This window comes from Micromonospora matsumotoense, from assembly GCF_050951065.1.
Taxonomy (GTDB): Bacteria; Actinomycetota; Actinomycetes; order Mycobacteriales; family Micromonosporaceae; genus Micromonospora; species Micromonospora matsumotoensis.
This window is the reverse complement of sequence record NZ_CP192025.1, coordinates 6923289-6945364: the sequence shown is the minus strand read 5'-3', so window position 1 is coordinate 6945364 and position 22076 is coordinate 6923289. Positions and strand designations below refer to the sequence as shown.

Here is a 22076-nt window from a genome sequence, read left to right as displayed (position 1 = left end):
GTACACCCGGTCATGCCAGTTCCTCCCGGATCCTGATCCGGCTGCCGACCAGGCGGGGGTCCCGCAGTTCGGCGGCCGGCTCCCGGGTGCGTCGCCAGTCGGTGAGCGCGGTGCGGATGACCATCCGCGCCGGTCGGTCCGGGTCGACGTACCGGAAGATGAACGAGGTGCTCACGATGGCGAGCGCGATCTCCCAGGCGGGGAAGAGCTCGACCTGCAGCGTGAACAGCCAGTGGATGAACATGTAGAGGGGTACGAGCAGCATGAACAGGCCGTACTGGGCGTAGGGCAGGTGGACCGGAAGGGTGTAGCCGGGCGGCCCGAGGTAGACCAGGCGGGCCCGGTAGATGTCGTCGTCGGTGCGCAGCCGCATGTCTCGCCCGCGCCTATTCGAAGATCAGATCGATCAGGTAGTCACCGATGAAGAACAGTGTGGCCGCGCCGGCGATGAAGGCCAGCCCGACGATCGCGATGGCCGAGCTGGTGAGCACCTTGGAGATCTCGCCCCGGCTGGCCCGCCCGATGAAGATGACCCCGAGCACGGCGAGCAGGATGGGTGCGATCTTGCTGGCGAAGAAGGTGACGACACCGTTGGTGTCGATGCCCTTGGGGGCTGGTTCGGCGAGTGGCGCCGTCGCCAAGGTGTGCAGCACCTGCGCGACGCCGGACGACGTCGTCTCCATCAGCTCGAAGGCGATCACTGGAACCTCCCCATAACGCGGCCGGCGACGCCGCGGTGGTGCAGTAGGCAAGCCTGGCGGGAATGTGCTCACTGTGCACCGCGTCGCTGACGCGGTGCGGGTTTCCCACCACGGAGAGTGGCGAGATTTGGGGGGATTTTCCCGCTTTGGCCCTCCCTCCAGGCTTCGCCATCTCTTGATGCTGGGCAATTTCACAGCGTACGGGCCGCCCCCCTTTGCGACAAGCCGCGAAGAGTCGACCCGATTCGGCCCGGAAGACCGATAGTACACCTGTGCTAACCGGCACGTCAGCTCGTCGCGGAGGGGGCTGGTGGGGGTTCCCGGCAGGCCCCGGCGCGACCGGTACCGTCTAGTCGTGACCGATCTGGTACGGGCGCAGGCCCCGGTGGTGATGGGCGTCCTCAACGTCACGCCCGACTCCTTCTCCGACGGCGGCCGATACGCGGATCTCGACGCCGCCGTCGCACACGGGGTGCGACTGCGCGCCGAGGGTGCGCACCTGGTGGACGTCGGGGGCGAGTCCACCCGGCCGGGCGCCGACCGGGTCGACCCGGGGACCGAGGCGGCCCGGGTGCTGCCGGTGATCCGGGAACTCGTCGCCGCCGGCGTGCCGGTCAGCATCGACACCACCCGGGCCCCGGTGGCCGAGGCGGCCGTCGTCGCCGGTGCCGCCGTGGTCAACGACGTCTCCGGCGGGTTGGCCGACCCCGACATGGCCCGGGTGGTCCGCGACGCCGGCTGCCCCTGGGTGCTGATGCACTGGCGGGGACATTCGCGGGGGATGCGCGAACTGGCCGCCTACACCGACGTGGTCGCCGACGTCCGGGCCGAGTTGGCCCAGCGGGTCGACGACGCGCTGGCCGCCGGGGTGGCCGCCGACCGGCTCGTGATCGATCCCGGGCTCGGCTTCGCCAAGACCGCCGCGCACAACTGGGAACTCAGCGCCCGCCTGCCGGAGCTGCTCGACCTCGGTCTCCCCCTGCTGTTCGGGGCCAGCCGCAAGTCCTATCTGGGCCGGCTGCTCGCGGCCGCCGACGGCACCCCACGGGACACCGACGGCCGGGCCGCCGCCACCGTCGCCACCAGCGTGCTCGCGGTGGCCGCCGGGGCCTGGGGGGTACGCGTGCACGACGTCCGGGGCACCGTCGACGCGCTCGCCGTCTGGTCGGCCACCGGCCGCCCCCGGCTCACCATCGCCCCGGGCGCCATCGCCCCGGGCGTCACCGGGAAGAGCCCGGTCCACACCAGTCGAGGGAGTGCGGGACGATGACCGACCGGATCGCCCTGACCGGCCTGCGGGCCCGGGGCCGACACGGCGTCTACGACTTCGAGCGCGCCGAGGGGCAGGTCTTCGTGGTCGACGCCGTCCTCGAACTCGACCTCGCCCCGGCCGCCCGCTCCGACGAGGTGACCGACACCGTCCACTACGGCGAGTTGGCGCAGCAGCTGGTCGCGGTGGTCACCGGGGAGCCGGTCAACCTGATCGAGACGCTCGCCGACCGGCTGCTCGCGGTCTGCCTGGCCGAGCCGATGGTCGCCGCCGCCACGATCACCGTCCACAAGCCCGAGGCCCCGATCCCGCACACCTTCGCCGACGTGGCCGTCACGATGCGGCGTACCCGGTGACCCGGGCGGTGCTGTCGATCGGCAGCAACTTGGGTGACCGGCTCGGCCACCTGCGGGCCGCGGTGACCGGCCTCGGCAACGCGGTGCTGGTGGTCTCCGGCGTCTACGAGACACCCCCCTGGGGGGACGCCGAGCAGCCGGCGTACCTCAACGCGGCGGTGATGGTCGCCGACCCGGCGGCGGGCCCGGGTGACTGGCTGGCCCGCGCCCACGCCGCCGAGCGGTCCGCCGGCCGGGTGCGTGACCCGGCCCGTCGGTTCGGGCCGCGCACCCTCGACGTGGACGTCGTCGCCGTCTGGGACGACACCGGTCGACCGGTGCTCAGTGACGATCCCGAACTGACCCTGCCGCATCCGCGCGCCCACCAGCGCGCCTTCGTGCTCCGGCCGTGGATCGACATCGACCCGCACGGGCGGCTGGCCGGTCACGGCTGGCTCACCGACCTGCTCAACGCCGAACCGGTCGCCGGTGACGCCCTGGAACTGAACCCGCGCCCCGATCTGGCGTTAGAGTCGGACTCATGAACCAGTGGAGCCGGCCGGCATGACGCAGTCCCGACCGCCCCGTGACCAGGAGCCCGACGGGTCGAGGATGGGCCCCACCCGGTTCTCGACCCTGGTGGTCGCCGTGCTCGCCGCCGCCGCCCTGGCCTGGCTGCTGATCAGCAGCTTCTACTACAGCGGCATGCCCCGGTTGCCCTGGCTGCCGGTGGTCACCCTGGGCGGGCTGGCCGTGCTGGAGGCGTACGCAGCGGTCAACACCCGGAGCCGGATCGAGCGCAAGCCCGGCCGGGAGCCGGTCAACCCGCTGCTGGTCGCCCGGTTCGTGGTGCTGGCCAAGGCATCCGCGCTGGCCGGGGCGATCTTCCTGGGCTGTTACGCCGGGCTGACCGGCTGGCTCTTCGTCGAGCCGACCAACGCGGCGATCCAGGACCGGCCGGCCGCCGGTGCCGGTACGCTCGCCTCGCTCGCCCTGGTCGCCGCCGCACTCTGGCTCGAACGCTCGTGCCGGGTCCCCGAGTCCGACGACGACGCCGACGACCGGCAGGGCCGATCCGGCCGCTGACCGAGGGGTTACGTCCGGCCCTGCGCGCGGGTACGGTGCCTGGCGACCGGAGAACAGTCAGCCGTCACCGGGGACGGCCGGTCACGTGGGAGGCGCACCGCATGGTGTACGACGAACCGGGCCGGGCGGCGTCGGCAGAGGCGCCCGCGACCGCGCTGGACAACGTCTTCGACGACCCGACGCACGGCGAGCCCGGCCGGGACCGGCTCGGCGTGCACGTGGCCTGGGAACTGGTGCTGCTGATCGCCCTCGCGGTACTGGCCTACCTGCTCTGGCGGGAGAACCCGGACGCGGTGCGCGGGTCGGGTCTTCGTCGGCTGCTCGTCGACGCGGTCGCGCTGGGCCTGCTCGTCGTCGCCGCCGGGCTGAGCCTGCGTACCGCCGCGGTGAACCTGGCGATCGGCCCGGTCGCGCTGGCCGCCGCGCTGCACTTCGCCGAGCAGGGCGACCGGGGGGTGTCCACGGCGGTCGTTCCGGCCCTGGTCGCCGCCGCGCTGGGCGGGTTGGCCCTGGCCTGGGCGGTGGTGGTGCTGCACGTTCCCGGCTGGGCGGCCAGCCTCGCCGCCGCCGCCGGGATGATCGTCTGGATCGAGCGGCGGACCCTGCCGGTGGCGGTGCAGGCCGACTACGACCCCCGGCGCAACGCCTACTACCTGTTCGCCGGCTTCGCCGCGGTGACCGTCCTCCTCGGGGCGTTCGGCGCGATCCGGGCGGTGCGTCGGCTGGTCGGCCGGTTCCGGCCGGTGGCCGATCCGGCCCGCCGTCGCGGGATGGCCGCCGCCCTGGTGACCGCCGCCGCGCTGATCGCCTCCACCGTGCTCGCCACGCTCGCCGGGGTGCTCATCGCCGCCAACGGGACCGGCCCGGTCACGCCGACGTCGGGGCTGGACTGGACGGTGCTCGCGGTGGGCGTGTCCATGCTCGGCGGTGCCAGCGCGTACGGCCGACGTGGCGGAATCTCCGGCGCCCTCCTCGCGGTCGGTCTGGTGGTCACCTACCTGGCCTGGGCGGCCGAGACCGGCGCCCCCACCGACCGCTGGGCGGTCGGTGGGGTGGCGCTGGCCGGCGGTCTGCTGGTCACCCGGCTGGTCGAGACGTACGGCCGGCCCCGGACGGCCCGGGGCGAGCCGGTGGAGCTACCGCCGGTGCGGGACGGGGCGATCAGCTCCGGCTGGTCGATGCCACCCGCCGGCGAGGCGCGCAACTGGACCCCGGCGCTGCCGGAGCGGACGACCGACGTCGACACCCCGCCCGATCCCTGGGAGGCCCCCCGCTGGCAGAGCGGTCCACCCCGCTGGGACGCCGGCGAGCGGTGACCCACCGGGCCGGCGGCCACCCGGTCGGGCCGCGCACGGTGACCGGATCGGTGGCGGTGCGGGCGGGCGGGCGTGGACGACGGGCCGGGAAGGATCTCGCCGGTTAGGCTCGCGGGCATGACCGAGACTCCTTCCGCCGGCACCGGCCACACCTTCGACCAGCTCGACGCCCTCTCCACCGAGGAGCTGCGGGAGCGGGCCTTCGCGCGGGCCCGGGAGCGGCGGGACGTCCGGTTCTTCTGGTCGGTGTTGCGGCACCTGCCGAACGCCGACGAGGCCGCCGCCCTCGACGGGGCACCCAATTCGGTCGGGCCCACCATCGACGAGGCGTCGGCGCTGTGGCGGGAGCTGACCGGGCACGGCTACGAGGAGTCCGCGCCGCTGCTGCGGGCCGCGTTCATCGACTACCTGATGCAGCATTGAGCGGTCGCGCCGCCGGATGGCGGGAGAGGTTTGCCGGCCGTGGCGGGTCGGGAACTTCCCGCCGCATGGCCCTCACCCACCACCCCCGCACCGTGCGGGGGTACGGCACCGCCGCCGGCACCGGCACCCTCGCCGCGCTGATCCTCGTCGGCGTCTGCGGCAGCCCGTGGTACGTCGCCTGGGCCGAGGCGCACACCGACCCGAGCTCCGCCGGTGGCTGGTATCTGCGGCTGCTCGCCTGGCCGGCCTGGCGGGTCGAGTCGGCGGACCCGGCGCACGGGGTGCTCGCCACCGACCTGCGGGCCATTCTGCTGCTGGTGTTCGCCGCCGCGCTGCTCTACCTGCTGCCGGCCGGACAGGTGGCCCGGGTGCCGGGCTCGGCCAGCCAGTTCTTCTCCGGCTGGGCCGCGTACACCCTGGCCGGGGCGGCGGCCACCCTGCTGGCGGCGCTGTTCACCTCGGGCGGCTCGCTGTTGGCCGCCTTCGAGACCACCGGCACCGGAGCCGGTTACGGCTTCTTCGCCGGCTGGATCATCGGGCTGGCCAGCCTGGGCGGCCGGGCCTGACCCGCTGCCGGGCCGCGACCACGCCCCGGGCCGCGACCCCGCCCCCGGCCCTGGCCGCCGCCCGGCCTGACCCGGTCCGCGCGGAACTCCGGGCCCGGACCGGTGGCAACGCCGGCCGGCTAGCTGCCGGGCCGTCCGAGGTCTAGGACCCGGGTGCGGCTGAGCGTGCCGGCCGGCCGGCCGTCGGCGGTGACCAGGACCGCGTCCGTGCCGGCGGTCAGCATCGCGGCCAGCGCGTCGTACGCCGAACGGCCCAGCGGCAGTTCCGGCAGGGTGGCGTCGGTGGCCGCCCCGTCGAGCACCTCCCGGGTGACCGGGGTGACCGCGAGCCGGCGGATGCCCCGGTCCGCGCCGACGAACTCCCGGACGAACGGTGAGGCGGGGGCGCCGAGCAGGGCCGCCGGGGTGTCGTACTGCTCCAGCCGGCCCCCCTCGGAGAGCACCGCGATCCGGTCGCCCAGCCGGACCGCCTCGTCCAGGTCGTGGGTGACCAGCACGATGGTCTTGCGGACCTCGGCCTGGAGCCGGAGGAACTCCTCCTGCAACCGGGTCCGCACGATCGGGTCGACGGCGGAGAACGGCTCGTCCATCAGCAGCACCACCGGGTCGGCGGCCAACGCCCGGGCCACCCCGACCCGCTGCCGCTGACCGCCGGAGAGTTCGTGCGGGTAGCGGCGTCCGAACTGGGCCGGGTCCAACCCGACCAGCTCCAGCAACTCGCCGCTGCGCTGCCGGATCCGCTCCTTCGACCAGCCGAGCAGCCGGGGTACGGTGCCGACGTTGGTGGTCACCGTCTGGTGCGGGAACAGCCCCACATTCTGGATCACGTAGCCGATCCGTCGGCGCAGTTTCACCGGGTCGACGCGGGTGATGTCCTCGTCGCCGAGCAGGATCCGGCCGCCGGTCGGCTCGATCAGCCGGTTCACCATCCGCAGCACGGTGGACTTTCCGCAGCCGGACGGGCCGATCAGCACCACGAGTTCGCCGGCCGGCACCTCCAGGCTCAGCTCGCGGACGGCGTCGGTGCCGTCCGGGTACCGCTTGCGGATGCCGTCGAGCGTGATCGAGGCGGCGCTGTGTCCTGCGTCGCCGGTGCCCCCGGGGGTAACGTCCACGTGTGTCCTTCCACCTGAGTTACCGGGCCGAGCCGGGTAATCCGTGGTTCTCCTGGCAGTACGTGCGGGACAACTCTGACACCATTCTCGCCGCGCTGCGCGAGCACGCCTCGCTGACCGGTCGGGCGGTGCTGCTCGCCGCGCTGGTCGCCCTGCCGCTGGCGGTGGTGGCCTACTGGTACCGACGTCTCACCGGCCCGATTCTCGCACTGACCGGGGTGCTGTACACGATCCCCTCCCTGGCCCTGTTCGCGTTCATCGCCCCGTACCTGGGTATCGGCGCGGTGACCGTGCTGACGGTGGTGGTGCTGTACGCGCTGCTGGTGATCGTCCGCAACGCGGTGGCCGGGCTGAACCAGGTGCCTCCGGAGGTCCGCGACGCCGCCGAGGGCATGGGGTACGGCAGGTGGGCCCGGCTGTTCCGGATCGACCTGCCGTTGGCCCTGCCCGGCATCCTCACCGGCGTACGCCTCGCCACCGTCTCCACGGTCGCGCTGGTCACCGTCGGCGTGGTGATCGGTCGCGGCGGGCTGGGTCAGCTGATCTTCGCCGGGTTCCAGAACAACTTCTACAAGGCCCAGATCATGACCGGTACGCTGCTCTGCGTCCTGCTGGCCCTGGTGCTGGACCTGATCCTGGCCGGCGTGGGTCGCCTGCTCACCCCCTGGCTGCGGAGCCGCCCCCGATGAGTGCGGCGCAGCGGAGCCCCGTAGTCGCGAACGAAGGGTTGATTCGGTGAATCCGGTGCAGCAGGCGGTGGTCTGGCTCAATGATCCGCTCAACTGGACCAACCCGGGTGGGGTGCTGGACCGGATCGGGGAGCACCTGAGCATGTCCGCCGCGGCGGTGCTGCTGGGCTGCCTGGTGGCCTGGCCGATCGGTCTCTGGCTGGGGCACTCGGGGCGCGGTGGCGGGGCGGTGGTGCTGATCTCCAACCTGACCCTGTCCATCCCGACCCTGGCGCTGTTGACCATCCTGCCGTTGACCTTCCTCGGCTTCGGCCGTCCGGCGGTGGTGGTCGCGCTGGCGGTCTTCGCGGTGCCGCCGCTGCTGGCCAACGCGTACACCGGGGTGCGGCAGGCCGACCCGGAGGCCCGGGACGCGGCGCGTGGGATGGGGCTGTCCGGGTGGCAGGTGCTGCGGCGGGTGGAGTTGCCGCTGGCGGTGCCGTATCTGGCCGCCGGGTTCCGCACGGCCGCCGTCCAGGTGGTGGCGACGGCGGCGCTCGCCTCGTTCGTCAACGGCGGGGGACTGGGCCAGATCATCCGGGCCGGCTTCGGGCTGGACATCGCGGCCGGCGGCGGGCAGATCATCGCCGGTGGGGTGTTGGTGGCCGGGCTGGCACTGGCGGCGGAGGGGGTGTTGGCGTTGGTCGAGCGGGTGGCGACCCCGCGTCCGCTGCGGCGTACCCGGCGGGCGGCCAACCGGCGGGCAGCGGACGCCACGGCGGGAAATTGATCTGCCGCATGACGATCAGGTGACGAAAATCCCTCAGAGTTTGTCGGTCGGTCCTGGAGGATATTGGCTGGAACTTGCGGGCGGCGATCGTCGCCCGTCGGACACGCGGCCGGCCCTGCACGGGCCGCGCCGGGACACGGGAGGCGGGCACGATGCGCGTACGGACACGGCTGGCGGTGGGCGCGGTGGGTGCCCTGACCATGGCGGGTCTGTTGACCGGGTGCGGAGACGCCGGCTCGTCCGGCACCGATGCTCCGGAGCAGGGCGCGAGCGGTGCGGGCTGCGCCCCGGTCGCCGGTGACCAGCTCGTCGTCCTCGACGACGACAAGTTGCTCCAGAACACTGACAACATCATTCCGGCGGTCAACGCCAAGGTGGCGAACCCGCAGCTCCTCGCCGCGCTGGACAAGGTCTCCGCCGCGCTGGACACGCCGAAGCTGATCGCCCTCAACAAGGCCGTCGACGTGGACCGCAAGACGCCGAAGGCGGCGGCCGAGGAGTTCGCCTCGGCCAACGGGCTGACCACCGGCATCGCCAAGGGCCCGGGTGGCCAGATCGTCGTCGGGGCGGGCAACTTCTCCGAGAGCCAGACCCTGGCCGAGCTGTACAACATCGCCCTGACCGCCGCGGGCTACCAGGTCAAGGTGCAGCAGATCGGCAACCGCGAGCTGTACGAGCCGAGCCTGGAGAAGGGCGAGATCCAGGTCGTCCCCGAGTACGCGGCGACCATGGCGGAGTTCCTCAACACCAAGACCAACGGCAAGGACGCCACCCCCGTCTCCTCGCCGGAGTTGGACAAGACGGTCAGCGCGTTGAAGTCCGAGGGCGACAAGGCGGGCATCGCCTTCGGCACGCCGTCCTCGGCACAGGACCAGAACGCCTTCGCGGTGACCAAGGCGTTCGCCGACAAGTACGCCCTGAAGACCCTCTCCGACCTGGCGGCGAAGTGCTCCGGCAAGGACACCGTGCTGGCCGGCCCGCCGGAGTGCCCGCAGCGGCCGAAGTGCCAGGCCGGTCTGGTCGAGGTCTACGACTTCAAGGCCGGTTCGTTCAGCTCGCTGGACGCCGGTGGCCCGCAGACCAAGAACGCGCTGAAGACCGGCACCGCCAGCGTCGGTCTGGTCTTGTCGTCCGACGGCGCGCTCGCCACCAGTTGAGCGTGAGCCCGGTCGCGGTCGGCTCCCCCCGACCGCGACCGGGCCCGTGCGCAGTTCCACCCACCGTTCTCCGCCGACGGAGCGCAATGATCGGCTCCCGGCCACGGGGCAGGGCAGGTCCGCCCCGCGAGCTGGCCCGCTGCGCCGTACCGGCCGAGATCGGGGCATTCCTGCCCTGGGACCGTTCCCAGTCAGCACACATCTCGGTAGGCTGCACAGCCATGCCCTCCCCGGTCGTCTCCGAGAAGCGCAGCCCCCAGCTACTGACCGTCCTGTTCTGGATAGGGGTGGCGCTTGCGCCGATCGCCGCGCTGATTCTGCTGTTCGCCGACGGCAACGGTCCGCTGCGGTTCGCCGCGGTGCTGGCGATCACCGCCGTGGTGCTGATCGGCCTCTCCATCGCGCTGCGGGCCGACGGCGGCAGTGGGTCGTCCGACGCGGAGGTGCTCGACGAGTTGGAGCATCTCCGGCGCGAGTTGCGCAGCGAGATCGTCGCCGCCGCCCAGCGGGGCAACCAGGCGCTGGACCAGTCCCAGCGGACCGAGGAACAGGTCACCGCGTTGCGTCGTCGGCTGGACGCGACGGCGGCCGAGCTGGCTGCGGCCGCCGTCGGCGCGCCCGTCGCCGAAGATCGGGCCGCTGGTGCGGGCCGGGCCCGGGTCCCGGCCGTCGAGCCGGCACCGGAGGCCCCGGTCGGCCGTCGGCGGGCCGCCGCCGAGGAGTCCACGCCGGACTGGGGGCCGGCGGACGACGCCGAGCCCAGCGGGGCGGGCCGGGGCCGGGCCGCCACTGACCGGGAGGCCGCCGCACCGCCCGGCCGCCGGTACGCCCCGGAGCGCCCGACCACCGGCCAGGCCGGCATGTACGGCGCGTCCGGCCGGGAAGCACGCGACGGAATGCCCGCTGCCGAGTCGGCGTCCCGTCCGCTCGGGGTGGTGCGGCACACCGAGACCGTGCACGTGACCACCCGGCACACCGTCGTCGACGGCTCCGATCCGACCAACGGCTACGGCGGCGGGTACGCCGGTCGTTGGACGGCCGGCCCGGAGCAGTCGTCCTGGGCCGGTGGGGAGCCGGAGCGCCCCTGGTCGGGTCAGGCCGAGCCGCCCGGCCGGGACTGGTCCGCCCCGTCGGACGACCGGTCCCGGGGTGCCCGTCCGCCGTCGCGCGACGAGCGGTCCTGGCCGGCGACGTCCGGCCCGTCCTGGGGCGCGCCGGCCGACGACCGTGAGCCGGCCCGCCCTGACCCGGGCCGCCCTGACTCCGACCGCCCCGAGTGGTCCCCGGCCGGCGGGGAGGCCGGCGTCTGGTCGTCCGGCGGCCGGGCCGGCTGGGCCGGTGCCCGCGCCGAGCCGCCCGCGCCCGAGGTGCACGCCGGTGACCGGTGGGCCGAGGCTCGTGCCGATCCGCCCGCCCGCGAGGTACGCGCGGGCGACCGGTGGGCCGAGGTGCGCGACGACGGGCGTGCCCGGGAGGTGCGGGTCGGGGAACGTCGGGCGGCGGTGCACGCCGACGGTGCCGGTTACCACTACTCCGACCGGTGGGCCTCGGTCCGGCAGGAGGACGCGTACCGGGACGAGCCGGGGCGGACCGGTGAGCGGTGGGCCGAGGACCGATCGGCGCAGGACGATCGCCCGGCGTTGCCGGCGGGCGGTGTCCCGGTGCCGCAGCAGTGGCGGGAGCCGGCGCGTAGCCACCGACCGGCCGAGGAGTGGCCGGCCCGAGCCAGCCAGCCGGTGCAGTCCACGCCGGAATGGTCGGCCCGGACCGCACCGCCTGCGCAGCCCGCACCGGACTGGTCGGCGCCGGCTGCCCCGCCGGCCCGGGACCGGCCGGGACGGGCCGCCCAGCCGGGCGGGAGTGGCCCGCCCGCACCGCCCCCAGCCGGCACCGGACTGGTCCGCGCGCGCCGGGCAGTCGGCACCGGACCGGCCCGCGCGCGGCGACGACCAGCGGTGGGGCGGGCAGCCGGCCGAGCAGTGGCGGGACCGGGAGCCGGTGGTGTCGTGGCGTACCCCCGAGCCCGAGCCCGAGCCGCGCGGCCATCAGCAGTGGGGTGGCGAGGAACGGTACGGCTACCCGCCGCAGGACGACGCCCCGCGCGCGGGTGGCCACTGGCGCTGACCGGCCGGCTGCCGGGTCAGGCCCGTGCAGTGCCGGGTCAGGCCCGTGCAGTGCCGGGTCAGGCCCGTGCAGTGCCGGGTCAGGCCCGGGTCACTTGTCGATGTCGCCGACCACGAAGAACATCGAGCCGAGGATGGCGATCAGGTCGGGCACCAGGCAGCCGGGCAGCAGCGTGGCCAGCGCCTGCACGTTGGCGTACGAGGCGGTGCGCAGCTTGAGCCGCCACGGCGTCTTCTCGCCCCGGGAGACCAGGTAGTACCCGTTGATCCCGAGTGGGTTCTCGGTCCAGGCGTAGGTGTGCCCCTCGGGGGCCTTGACCACCTTGGGCAGTCGGGTGTTCACCGGCCCGGTGAGCCGGTCGACCCGGTCCAGGCACTGTTCGGCGAGGTCGAGCGAGGCGTACACCTGGTCGAGCAGCACCTCGAAGCGGGCGTGGCAGTCCCCGGCGGTGCGGGTGACCACCGGCACGTCGAGCTGGTCGTACGCCAGGTAGGGGTCGTCGCGGCGGAGGTCCAGGTCGAGGCCGGAGGCGCGGGCGACCGGCCCGGACGCCCCGAACGCGGCGGCGTCGGCGGCCGAGAGCACCCCCACCCCGACGGTACGGGCCAGGAAGATCTCGTTGCGCCGGATCAGCCTGTCCAGGTCGGGCATCCGGTGGCGGACCTCGCCGATGGCGGCGCGGGCCCGTCCGGTCCAACCGGCGGGCACCTCCTCCTTGAGCCCGCCGACCCGGTTGAACATGTAGTGGATCCGGCCGCCGGAGACCTCCTCCATGACCGCCTGGATGGTCTCCCGTTCCCGGAACGCGTAGAAGACCGGCGTGATCGCACCGATCTCCAGCGGGTACGAGCCGAGGAACATCAGGTGGTTGAGCACCCGGTTCAGCTCGGCCAGCGCCATCCGCAGCCAGGTGGCCCGCTCGGGCACCTCCAGGCCCATCAGTCGCTCCACGGCGAGCGCCACGCCCAGCTCGTTGGAGAACGCCGACAGCCAGTCGTGCCGGTTGGCCAGCACGATGATCTGCCGGTAGTCGCGGACCTCGAACAGCTTCTCCGCGCCCCGGTGCATGTACCCGACGATCGGTTCGGCGGCGACCACCCGTTCCCCGTCGAGCACCAGCTTGAGCCGCAGCACGCCGTGCGTCGACGGGTGCTGCGGGCCGATGTTGAGCACCATGTCGGTGCCGAGCTGCTCCCCGCCGGCCCCGGTGCCGACGGTCAGCTCGCGCAGTTCACCGGTGTCCGTGGTCATGCCGGTCATCGTGCCATGAGCACATCGACGGCGACGCCGACCGGCTGGAGCAGCCAGTAATGCCCGCCGAGCCCGGCCGGGTCGGTCAGCTCCGCCGCCGCCGACGCCGTGGCGAGGGCCCGCACGTACCCGGCGGGGTCGGTGCCGGCCAGGCTCAGCGGCGGTCGCCCACCGTCGACCCCGAGCGCCCGCAGCGCCTCCCGCTGCGACACCAGCGTGTACGCAGACCCGGCGACCTGCGCACCGGCGGCGGCGACGGAGTCCATGGCGACGTGTGCGGTGATGTCGCACGACCCGTCCGGCACCGGCGGCACCTGGCGTCCACCCCAGTACCCGGTCAACGTCCCGCCCACCGGTCGCCCCTCCCGCACGTGCCCGTAGTCCACCGCGACTGCCACCCCCCGCCCCACCCGCTCCACGGCCCGCCCCCACGCCTCATCCCGGCTCCGCCCGATCTCCACCCGGTCGATCAAGAGGTTTGCGTCAGGTGCCGGGCCAGTTTCTGACGCAAACCTCTTGATCACCGGACTCGACCCGGGGGGTGGGGTGGGGTGCCAGTGGGTCAGCCAGGTGGTGTCGGGGGTGGTGAGTGGGGGGCCGGGGGATTCGGTGCCGGTGCGGGGGTCGACCAGGCGGTAGTGGTGGCCGGTTTCGGTGCGGCCGGCGATGTCCAGGGGGATGTTGTCGAGCCATTCGGTGGCGATCAGGAGGCCGGTCAGGGCCGGTGGGATCTCGGCGGTCCAGTCGATGTCGGAGGGGAGATCCGGTGGGCGGGGGGCCAGTTCCACGGCGGTGAGGCGCAGGCGGTGGGCCAGCGGTGACGGCGCCGGGCGGGTGCCCGTCGGGGAGGTCGTGTGGGGGGCGGCTGTGCGGGGGAAGGTCGTGTGGGGGGAGGTGGTGCGGGGGGTCGCTGTGTGGGGGGTGGCCGTGGCCGGGGTGGTGGCCGGCGGTGCGGCGTGGCGGGCCAGGGTGGCCAGGGTGCGGAGCAGTTCGCCCCGGCCGGCACCGACGTCCACCACGTCGAACGGGGTGGGGAAGCCGAGGGCGGCGTCCAGGCGCGACACGAGCCGGAACACCGCCGCCGCGAACGCGGGGGAGGCGTGCACGCTGGTCCGGAAGTGGTCGGCCGGCCCGGCACCGGAGACGAAGAAGCCGTGCGGCCCGTAGAGGGCGGCGTCCATGGCGTCCCGCCACCGTGTCGGGTGCATTCCGGGTTCAACGTCCGTCACCGTGCCGACCCTACGGTCTGCGGGCAGGAGTCGGGCGAAGCCGTACACGGTCACCTGCCACACCGGGCCGCAGTGCCCGCCGGGCCGTGGTGCGTCTGCGCCACCGGCCATGGTGCGCCACCGGCTGCCGTGCGTCACCGGGCCGTGGTGCGTCACCGGGCCGGATGCGTCACCGGTTGCGGTGCGCCACCGGGCAGCCTGGCGCCTGCGGTCGGTGAAGGTTTTCACACATCCTTGTTCGGGTTCCCTGCCCCCGGCGCATACTTGCGATCGACCGGTACCCCCTTTCGAGGACTGGATCGTTGCCATGAGCGCACCGCTGCGCCCGCGTCCGACCGCCCTGCCCAGGGCCGCCGGAGCGCAGGGTCCCGCCGCCCCCGGCGTCCCGTTCGTCCTGCCCGCCAGCCTCACCGTCGGTGTCGTCGGCGCCGGCCGGGTGGGTGCCGTGCTCGGGGCGGCGCTGGTCGCCGCCGGGCACCGGGTGGTGGCCGCCTCCGGCGTCTCCGGGGCGACCCGGGCCCGGATCGCGCTGCTGCTGCCGGAGGCCGTGAACCGGTCCGCCACCTCGGTCGCCCGGGACGCCGCCGACCTGCTGCTGATCTCCGTGCCGGACGACGCGCTGGCGGGAGTGGTCGCCGGGCTGGCCGACACCGGGGCGTTGCACCCCGGCCAGGTGGTCGCGCACACCTCCGGCGCGCACGGCCTGGCCGTGCTGGCCCCGGCCGCCGCCGTGGGTGCCCGGCCGCTGGCCCTGCACCCCGCGATGACCTTCACCGGTACGCCGGACGACCTGTCCCGGTTGGCCGGCATCTCCTACGGGGTGACCGCCCCGGTGGAGTTGCGGGCGGCGGCGGCCCGGCTCGTCGCCGACCTGGGCGGGGTGCCGGAGTGGGTGGGGGAGACCGACCGTGTCCTCTATCACGCGGCGCTGGCACACGGCGCGAACCACCTGGTGACCCTGGTCAACGAGGCGGCCGACCGGCTGCGCGACGCGGGGGTGGCGCAACCGGAGAAGGTGCTGGCCCCGCTGCTGCGGGCGGCGTTGGAGAACGCTCTGCGGCTCGGCGACGACGCGCTCACCGGTCCGGTGTCGCGCGGCGACGCGGGCACCGTACGACGGCATCTGGCCCGGTTGGCGGAGACCGCGCCGGAATCAGTGCCCCCCTACCTGGCGTTGGCCCGACGGAGCGCGGATCGGGCGATCGCGGCGGGCCGGCTGCGCCCGGTGGACGCCGAGTCGCTGCTCGACGTGCTGGCGGGCATCCACCGCGAGGTAGCGGCGTGAGCCGGGTTTGCGCGCCCCGCAGTCACGAGCGAAAGGCGATCCAGTGACGGACCTGGTGCACACGCGGGCGGAGCTGGCGAAGGCCCGGGCGGGTCTGGCCGGCACGGTCGGTGTGGTGATGACGATGGGCGCGCTGCACGCGGGGCACGAGACGCTGATCCGGGCGGCCCGGGAGCGGGTCGACCACGTGCTGGTGACGATCTTCGTGAACCCGTTGCAGTTCGGTCCGCACGAGGACTTCGACAGGTATCCGCGCACCCTCGACACCGACCTGGAGGTGTGCCGGCGGGCCGGCGCGGACCTGGTGTTCGCCCCGGCCGTGGCGGACATGTACCCGGCCGGGCAGCCCACGGTCCGGGTCAACCCGGGGGACCTCGGCGAGGAGTTGGAGGGGCAGAGCCGGCCCGGTTTCTTCCACGGGGTGCTGACCGTGGTGTTGAAGCTGCTCCAGCTCACCCGGCCCGATGTCACCTTCTTCGGGGAGAAGGACTATCAGCAGCTCACCCTGGTCCGCCGGATGGCCCGGGACCTGGACGTGCCGGTCGAGGTGGTCGGGGTGCCGACCGTACGGGAGCCGGACGGCCTGGCCCGGTCCAGCCGCAACCGTTACCTGTCGGCGGACGAGCGACAGGTCGCGTTGAGCCTGTCCGCCGCGCTGCGGGCCGGTGCCGACGCCGCCGGGCGGGGAGCCGATGCCGGTGACGTGCTGGCCGCCGCGCACCAGGTGCTCGGCGAGGTGCCGGGGGCGCGACTGGACTACCTGGTGCTCACCGATCCGGAGCTGGAGCCGGGGCCGGTCGTCGGGCCGGCCCGGCTGTTGATCGCGGCCTGGGTGGGCGACACCCGGCTGATCGACAACCTGGCCATCCAACTCGCTCCCCGCACCTGACCCCGTACCTCACTGGAAAGGCACCACGATGCTCCGCACCATGCTCAAGTCGAAGATCCACCGGGCCACGGTCACCCAGGCCGACCTGCACTACGTCGGCTCGGTGACGGTGGACCAGGATCTGCTCGACGCCGCCGATCTGCTCCCGGGCGAGCAGGTGGCGATCGTGGACGTGACCAACGGGGCCCGGCTGGAGACGTACGTGATCCCGGGGGAGCGGGGCAGCGGGGTGATCGGCATCAACGGCGCGGCGGCGCACCTGGTGCACCCGAACGATCTGGTGATCCTGATCTCGTACGGTCAGATGGACGACGCGCAGGCCCGGACGTACCGTCCCCGGGTGGTCCACGTCGACGCCGACAACAGGGTGATTGAGCTGGGCGGCGATCCGGCTGCGGCGGCACCCGGGACGGCCGGTGACCCGGTGCCGAGCCCGCTCGCCGTCGTCGGCTGACCGGAATTCCGGTCTGTTACCGGAAGGTCATTTTTGGTTACCCTGGTCTGACCGTCGGATTGACGGTCGTCGGCTCGGGGAGGCCGCGTTGCGTCGTCCGATGAGGGTCATGATCGCCGCGTTGGCGGTGGGGGCGGTCCTGGCGGGTTGCGGCGCGCCGGGCGGCCTCGACGGGGATCTCACCGACGACTGGGTGGCCCTGCCGGCGGCCGGCCCGTTCACCCCCGAGGCGGGGGTGTGCCAGGCCGCCGACTTCACCGACACGGTCGCCCTGGCGGCGTACGCGGCGGTGGACTGTGCGCTGCCGCACCGGGTGGAGACGGTGCATGTGGGCACGATGCCGGGTGAGCGGGCCACCGCCCCGCCCACCGGTTCCCCGGAGCTGCGGGGTGCGTTCGCCGAGTGCGACACCCGGGCCGCCGGTTACCTGGGTGACGACTGGCGGGCGGGCCGGCTGCGGTTGGCGGTGGCGCTGCCGACCGGGCCCGGCTGGGCGGCCGGGGCCCGCTGGTTCCGGTGCGATCTCAGCGAGCTGACCACGGTCGAGGCGGCGGCCACCGTGGTCACCCGTACGGGCAGCCTCCGGGACGCGTTGAAGGGCCCGTCCCCGCTGCGGTTGGGCTGCCAGCGGGCGAAGAGCGGTCGGGGCGCCGGGGTGCAGGTGCTGGTGCCGGTGGAGTGCTCGGCCGGGCACGAGGCGGAGTTCGTGGGTGCCTGGAAGGCCCCCGACCGGCCCTATCCGGCCAAGGACGTCGACTGGCTGCCGCTGTACGCCGGCTGCCGCACCCTGCTGGGCCGCTACGTGGGCGTGCCGGACGATGCCGACCTGCGGTTCCGTAGCGGCGTGGTGGTGCGTCCCCCGGGTCCGGGCCGGTGGCGGGTCGGGGACCGGGGGGTCCGCTGCTACCTGTGGTTGAGCGACCGGACGGTGACCACCTCGCTGAAGGGGGGCGGCCCGGCCGCCCTGCCGGTCCGGACGAAGTAGCGGACGGGGTAGCCGAAACCACTCGTCCCGCCCCCGCCGCCCATCGCGAGGATCGTTCAGGTTGACTGTGGGTATGGAACTTCCGCCGACCGTCGAACTGCCGGCTCTGCCCAGACTGTTGGCTGCTCCCGCGCCCGGTTGGGTGGAGACCACCGACGTGATCGTGGTCGGCTCCGGGGTGGCCGGGTTGACCGCCGCGCTGCACCTGCGCGAGGCGGGCCTGCACGTCACCGTGGTCACCAAGGTCAACATCGATGACGGTTCGACCCGCTGGGCGCAGGGCGGCATCGCCGCCGTACTCGATCCGGCCGACTCGCCCGCCGCGCACGCCCGGGACACCGAGATCGCCGGGGTCGGACTCTGCGACCCGGCGGCCGTCCGGCTGCTGGTGGAGGAGGGCCCGCTGCGGCTGCGGGAGCTGATGCGCATCGGTGCGGAGTTCGACCGCAACCCGGACGGCTCGTTGATGCTCACCCGGGAGGGCGGGCACCGGGCCGACCGGATCGTGCACGCCGGTGGCGACGCCACCGGGGCGGAGGTGCAGCGGGCCCTGCACGCGGCGGTCCGCCGGGACCCGTGGATCCGGCTGGTCGAGCACGCCCTGGTCCTGGACCTGCTGCGCGCCCCCGGAGACGGCCCGGATTCCCCCGGCCCGGCCTGCGGCATCACCCTGCACGTGCTGGGCGAGGGCAGCGAGGACGGTGTCGGCGCGCTGCTGGCCCGCGCGGTGGTGCTCGCCACCGGCGGGATGGGCCAGGTCTTCTCGGCCACCACCAACCCGGCGGTCTCCACCGGTGACGGCGTGGCGTTGGCGATGCGGGCCGGCGCGGCGGTCACCGACATCGAGTTCGTGCAGTTCCACCCGACCGCGCTGATCGTGCCGGAGCAGGCCCGGGTGCCCGGCGCCGGCCTGGCCCAGCAGCCGCTGGTCTCGGAGGCGCTGCGCGGCGAGGGCGCGCACCTGGTCGACGCCGACGGCAAGCGGTTCATGCTCGGCCAGCACGAGTTGGCCGAGCTGGCCCCCCGGGACGTGGTGGCCAAGGGCATCCACCGGGTGCTGCTGGCCTCCGGGGCCGACCACGTCTACCTCGACGCCCGGCACCTCGGCGGTAACTTCCTCGCCGGGCGGTTCCCGACCATCGTCGCGTCCTGCCTGGCCATCGGGGTGGACCCGGCGACCGACCTGATCCCGGTCGCCCCGGCCGCCCACTACGCGTCCGGCGGCGTCCGCACCGACCTGCGCGGCCGGACCTCCATCCCCGGCCTGTACGCCTGCGGCGAGGTCGCCTGCACGGGCGTGCACGGCGCGAACCGGCTGGCCAGCAACTCGCTGCTGGAGGGGCTGGTCTTCTCCCGTCGGATCGCCGAGGACATCGCCGCCGGGTTGCCCGCGCAGGCGCAACCGGCGCAGACCGGCGCCTGGGTGGGTGGCGGGGGTGGGGTGCTGCCCGCCGAGGGGGTGCCCACGTTGCAACGGGCGATGACCCGGGGCGCGGGGGTGCTGCGGTCGGCGGCGACCCTGGCCGCGACCGCCGCCACCCTGACCGAGCTGGGGCAGGGCCAGGGTCGGCCGGGCACCGCCGGCTGGGAGGCGACGAACCTGGTCACCGTGGCGTCCACCCTGGTCGCCGCCGCGTACGCCCGCCAGGAGACCCGGGGCTGTCACTGGCGGGAGGACTTCCCCGTGGCCGACGAGCGGTGGCGCGGCCACCTCGTCGCGGCCGTCGGTGCCCGGGGCGAGCTGACCGAACGCTGGGAGGGTCTGTCCTGACCACCCGGAGGGGCGGGCGCGGGGCGCGAGCCCCGCAGTGGCGCGAACGACGGGGCACCGGGAGTCCGAGGAGCGGGCCGGGGTTGCGAGCCCCGCAGTGGCGATCGAAGGAGGAGCAGTGCGGGAATCCACGCGACAGGCGCTGACGGCCGGTGGGCTGGACCCGGAGCGGGTCCGGCGGGTGATCGTCGACGCGCTCACCGAGGACCTGGGGGCGGACTTCCTCGACGTCACCAGCGTCGCCACCATCGCGGCCGGGCAGACCGACACCGCCGACCTGGTGGCCCGGGCCGACGGGGTGGTGGCCGGGTTGGCCGTGGCCGCGGCGGTCTTCGAGCTGGTCGGTGAGGTGACGGCTGCGGAGCGTACCGTCGAGGTGGTGGTGGTGGCCCACGACGGTGCGCGGGTGGCCCCCGGTGAGGTGCTGGCCACGGTGACCGGCCCGACCCGGTTGCTGCTCACCGCCGAGCGCACCGCGCTGAACCTGCTCTCCCGGATGTCCGGGGTGGCCACCCACACCCGGGCCTGGGCGGACGCCCTGGCCGGCACCAAGGCGACGGTGCTGGACACCCGCAAGACCACCCCGGGCCTGCGGATGCTGGAGAAGTACGCGGTCCGGGCCGGCGGCGGCACCAACAAGCGGATGGGCCTGTACGACGTCGCCATGATCAAGGACAACCACAAGCTGGCCGCCGGGGGCATCGGGGCGGCCTTCCGGCGGGTCCGGCAGACCTTCCCGGAGGTGCCGGTGCAGGTCGAGGTGGACACCCCGGCCGAGGCGGTGGAGGCGGTGGAGGCCGGTGCGGACTTCCTGCTGCTGGACAACATGTCCCCGGCGACCCTGCGCGAGGTGGTCGCGGCGGTCGGCGACCGGGCCGAGCTGGAGGCGACCGGTGGGCTGACCCTGGAGGTGGCCGCCGAGTACGGGGCGACCGGGGTGGACTACCTCTCGGTGGGCGCGCTGACGCACTCCTCGCCGATCCTGGACATCGCCCTGGACCTGCGCGAGCGGTGACCCCGACGGCCGCCCGGCCGTTCGGCCGCCCCCGGTCGGCGTCGGTGCCGGGCCCGGCCCACTCCTCGCGCCCGGCGGCCCGGCCGGCGTCTAGGCTGCGTGCGTGCTGCTCTGCATCGACATCGGAAACACCAACACCGTGCTGGCGACCTTCGACGGCGACAAGCTGGTGCACTCGTGGCGGATCAAGACCGACGCCCGCTCGACGGCGGACGAGCTGGGTCTGATGTTCCGGGGGCTGCTGGCCGGTGACGCGGTGGAGATCACCGGGGTGGCCGCCTGTTCGACGGTGCCGGCGGCGCTGCGCTCGCTGCGGACCATGCTGGCCCGCTACTACGCCGACCTGCCGAGCGTGGTCGTCGAGCCGGGGGTCCGCACCGGTGTGCAGTTGGCCATCGACAACCCGAAGGAGGTCGGCGCGGACCGGGTGGTCAACACGCTGGCCGCGTACACCCTCTATGGCGGTCCGTCGATCGTGGTGGACTTCGGCACGACCACCAACTTCGACGTGATCAGCGGCCGGGGGGAGTTCCTCGGCGGGGCGTTCGCCCCGGGCATCGAGATCTCCTTCGACGCGTTGGCGGCCCGCGCCGCCCAACTGCGCAAGGTGGAGGCCAACAAGCCCCGTTCGGTGATCGGCAAGAACACCGTGGAGTGCCTCCAGTCCGGCCTCTACTTCGGCTTCGCCGGGCAGGTCGACCGGATCGTCGAGCGGATGACCGAGGAGCTGGGCCAGGTCAGGGCGGTGATCGCCACGGGCGGGCTGGCCTCGGTGGTGATCGGCGAGTGCCGGACCATCACCCACCACGAGCCGATGATCACCCTGATCGGCCTGCGCATGGTCTACGAACGCAACAACTGATCAGTTCGGCCGCCCGCCGGTGCCGACCCGGCGGTTCAGCGCCGTCGGGCCCGGAAGACCAGGGTCTGGTACGGCAGCTCGACGGTCTCCCGGCCGGCCAGGTCGGGGTGGGTGGCGAACAGCTCGCGCAGGTCCCGGTCCACCTGCTGCCGTTGCTGCGGCGGGGCGAGCAACCAGTGTGAGCGGGTGCGCATCATCCCGACGACCTCGTCGGGGGTGACGGTCGTCCGGTGGGCGAACCGACCGAGCTCGACCGGGCCGAAGGCCGCGCCGAAGGAGGTCACCTTCTCGGTCAGGTCGCTGACGCTCTCGCCCATCTGCGCGATCCGCCCCAGCGCGGCCACCCAGCCGACCGAGTCGTCCCGGGTGTTCCAGATGGGGGCGAAGATGCCGCCCGACCGCAGGATCCGGGCAATCTCGGGATGCGCCCGTTCCCGGTCGAACCAGTGGTACGCCTGCCCGACCAGCACCGCGTCGGTGGCCGCGTCGGGCAGCGGAACCGCTTCGGCGGAGCCGGCCAGCGCGGTGATCCCGGGCACGGTCCCGTCGAGTTGGGCCCGCATCGCCGGGTCGGGTTCCACCGGGGTCACCCGGTGGCCGAGGGCCCGCAGGTCACGGGTGAGGATGCCGGTGCCGGCACCCAGGTCGACCACGTGCGCGTCGTCGCCCGCGTCGGCCAGTGCCCAGCGCAGCGCCTCGGCCGGATAGCCGGGTCGAAACCGGTCGTATTCGGCGGCGACCGTACCGAAGGAGCGTGCTCGGGTGTCCTCGACCATGGCGGGCA

General features: G+C 73.9%; 23 protein-coding genes. 17 read left to right on the top strand and 6 right to left on the bottom strand.

Annotated features, from left to right (window positions below; translation table 11 throughout):
• Positions 1-10: 10 nt before the first annotated feature.
• Positions 11-373, bottom strand: coding sequence for a hypothetical protein (locus ACQP1S_RS29800; protein ID WP_067302246.1), 363 nt, complete (start codon positions 371-373; stop codon positions 11-13).
• 13 nt (positions 374-386) lie between these two features.
• Positions 387-701 carry a hypothetical protein gene (locus ACQP1S_RS29795; RefSeq protein WP_091247662.1) on the bottom strand — a complete coding sequence of 105 codons (315 nt, stop codon included), beginning with the start codon at positions 699-701 and terminating at the stop codon, positions 387-389.
• A gap of 355 nt (positions 702-1056) precedes the next feature.
• Between ACQP1S_RS29795 and folP the strand changes: the two genes are divergently transcribed.
• From folP to ACQP1S_RS29760, 7 genes are all read left to right on the top strand, one after another.
• Positions 1057-1971 (top strand): dihydropteroate synthase, encoded by a 915-nt coding sequence (gene folP / locus ACQP1S_RS29790; protein WP_432901191.1) that lies wholly within the window; start codon positions 1057-1059, stop codon positions 1969-1971.
• Positions 1968-2327, top strand: coding sequence for a dihydroneopterin aldolase (folB, locus tag ACQP1S_RS29785; RefSeq protein ID WP_432901189.1), 360 nt, complete (start codon positions 1968-1970; stop codon positions 2325-2327). The genes folP and folB overlap by 4 nt, the downstream gene beginning before the upstream one ends.
• A complete protein-coding gene (gene folK, locus ACQP1S_RS29780) occupies positions 2324-2851 on the top strand; it encodes a 2-amino-4-hydroxy-6-hydroxymethyldihydropteridine diphosphokinase (RefSeq protein ID WP_432901187.1) in 528 nt (175 codons plus the stop codon). The genes folB and folK overlap by 4 nt, the downstream gene beginning before the upstream one ends.
• 67 nt (positions 2852-2918) lie before the next feature.
• Positions 2919-3392 carry a DUF3180 domain-containing protein gene (locus tag ACQP1S_RS29775; RefSeq protein ID WP_432908433.1) on the top strand — a complete coding sequence of 158 codons (474 nt, stop codon included), beginning with the start codon at positions 2919-2921 and terminating at the stop codon, positions 3390-3392.
• Positions 3393-3493: 101 nt separating this feature from the next.
• On the top strand, positions 3494-4708 hold the full coding sequence (locus tag ACQP1S_RS29770; RefSeq protein ID WP_432901185.1) for an ABC transporter permease: 1215 nt from the start codon (positions 3494-3496) through the stop codon (positions 4706-4708).
• 117 nt (positions 4709-4825) lie between these two features.
• The gene (locus tag ACQP1S_RS29765; RefSeq protein ID WP_091247651.1) at positions 4826-5131 is read left to right on the top strand and encodes a hypothetical protein; all 306 of its coding nucleotides are present in this window, start codon (positions 4826-4828) and stop codon (positions 5129-5131) included.
• A 65-nt stretch (positions 5132-5196) separates the two neighbouring features.
• On the top strand, positions 5197-5697 hold the full coding sequence (locus tag ACQP1S_RS29760) for a hypothetical protein (RefSeq protein ID WP_432901182.1): 501 nt from the start codon (positions 5197-5199) through the stop codon (positions 5695-5697).
• A 119-nt stretch (positions 5698-5816) separates the two neighbouring features.
• On the opposite strand, the gene ACQP1S_RS29755 is transcribed toward ACQP1S_RS29760, so the two are convergent.
• Entirely contained in the window at positions 5817-6812 is a 996-nt protein-coding gene (locus ACQP1S_RS29755) for an ABC transporter ATP-binding protein (protein ID WP_432901180.1), read from the bottom strand.
• 2 nt (positions 6813-6814) lie between these two features.
• Between ACQP1S_RS29755 and ACQP1S_RS29750 the strand changes: the two genes are divergently transcribed.
• The 3 genes from ACQP1S_RS29750 to ACQP1S_RS29740 all read left to right on the top strand — a co-directional run bounded on the left by ACQP1S_RS29750 (position 6815) and on the right by ACQP1S_RS29740 (position 9427).
• The gene (locus ACQP1S_RS29750) at positions 6815-7501 is read left to right on the top strand and encodes an ABC transporter permease (RefSeq protein WP_091247644.1); all 687 of its coding nucleotides are present in this window, start codon (positions 6815-6817) and stop codon (positions 7499-7501) included.
• Positions 7502-7547: 46 nt separating this feature from the next.
• On the top strand, positions 7548-8270 hold the full coding sequence (locus ACQP1S_RS29745) for an ABC transporter permease (RefSeq protein ID WP_091247642.1): 723 nt from the start codon (positions 7548-7550) through the stop codon (positions 8268-8270).
• 152 nt (positions 8271-8422) lie between these two features.
• Entirely contained in the window at positions 8423-9427 is a 1005-nt protein-coding gene (locus tag ACQP1S_RS29740) for a glycine betaine ABC transporter substrate-binding protein (RefSeq protein WP_432901177.1), read from the top strand.
• 2214 nt (positions 9428-11641) lie between these two features.
• Here the strand turns inward: ACQP1S_RS29740 and ACQP1S_RS29735 are convergent.
• Both ACQP1S_RS29735 and ACQP1S_RS29730 read right to left on the bottom strand, forming a co-directional pair.
• A complete protein-coding gene (locus ACQP1S_RS29735; protein WP_176739043.1) occupies positions 11642-12811 on the bottom strand; it encodes an NADH-quinone oxidoreductase subunit D in 1170 nt (389 codons plus the stop codon).
• Positions 12808-14010: an SAM-dependent methyltransferase gene (locus ACQP1S_RS29730; RefSeq protein WP_432908431.1), complete on the bottom strand. Its 1203-nt coding sequence runs from the start codon at positions 14008-14010 to the stop codon at positions 12808-12810. Before ACQP1S_RS29730 ends, ACQP1S_RS29735 begins: the two co-directional genes overlap by 4 nt.
• A gap of 328 nt (positions 14011-14338) precedes the next feature.
• Between ACQP1S_RS29730 and ACQP1S_RS29725 the strand changes: the two genes are divergently transcribed.
• From ACQP1S_RS29725 to ACQP1S_RS29695, 7 genes are all read left to right on the top strand, one after another.
• On the top strand, positions 14339-15316 hold the full coding sequence (locus tag ACQP1S_RS29725) for a Rossmann-like and DUF2520 domain-containing protein (RefSeq protein WP_432901175.1): 978 nt from the start codon (positions 14339-14341) through the stop codon (positions 15314-15316).
• A gap of 43 nt (positions 15317-15359) precedes the next feature.
• A complete protein-coding gene (gene panC, locus ACQP1S_RS29720; RefSeq protein ID WP_432901173.1) occupies positions 15360-16205 on the top strand; it encodes a pantoate--beta-alanine ligase in 846 nt (281 codons plus the stop codon).
• Between the two features lie 28 nt (positions 16206-16233).
• Positions 16234-16659 (top strand): aspartate 1-decarboxylase, encoded by a 426-nt coding sequence (gene panD / locus ACQP1S_RS29715; protein WP_091247633.1) that lies wholly within the window; start codon positions 16234-16236, stop codon positions 16657-16659.
• 100 nt (positions 16660-16759) lie between these two features.
• On the top strand, positions 16760-17644 hold the full coding sequence (locus ACQP1S_RS29710) for a septum formation family protein (RefSeq protein ID WP_432901170.1): 885 nt from the start codon (positions 16760-16762) through the stop codon (positions 17642-17644).
• A gap of 73 nt (positions 17645-17717) precedes the next feature.
• Positions 17718-19415 (top strand): L-aspartate oxidase, encoded by a 1698-nt coding sequence (locus tag ACQP1S_RS29705; protein ID WP_432901168.1) that lies wholly within the window; start codon positions 17718-17720, stop codon positions 19413-19415.
• A gap of 118 nt (positions 19416-19533) precedes the next feature.
• Entirely contained in the window at positions 19534-20430 is an 897-nt protein-coding gene (gene nadC / locus ACQP1S_RS29700; protein WP_432901167.1) for a carboxylating nicotinate-nucleotide diphosphorylase, read from the top strand.
• A 103-nt stretch (positions 20431-20533) separates the two neighbouring features.
• On the top strand, positions 20534-21292 hold the full coding sequence (locus ACQP1S_RS29695; protein WP_091247626.1) for a type III pantothenate kinase: 759 nt from the start codon (positions 20534-20536) through the stop codon (positions 21290-21292).
• Between the two features lie 35 nt (positions 21293-21327).
• On the opposite strand, the gene ACQP1S_RS29690 is transcribed toward ACQP1S_RS29695, so the two are convergent.
• Complete coding sequence (locus ACQP1S_RS29690; protein ID WP_432901164.1) at positions 21328-22068, bottom strand: class I SAM-dependent methyltransferase; 741 nt, start codon at positions 22066-22068, stop codon at positions 21328-21330.
• Positions 22069-22076 lie beyond the last annotated feature (8 nt).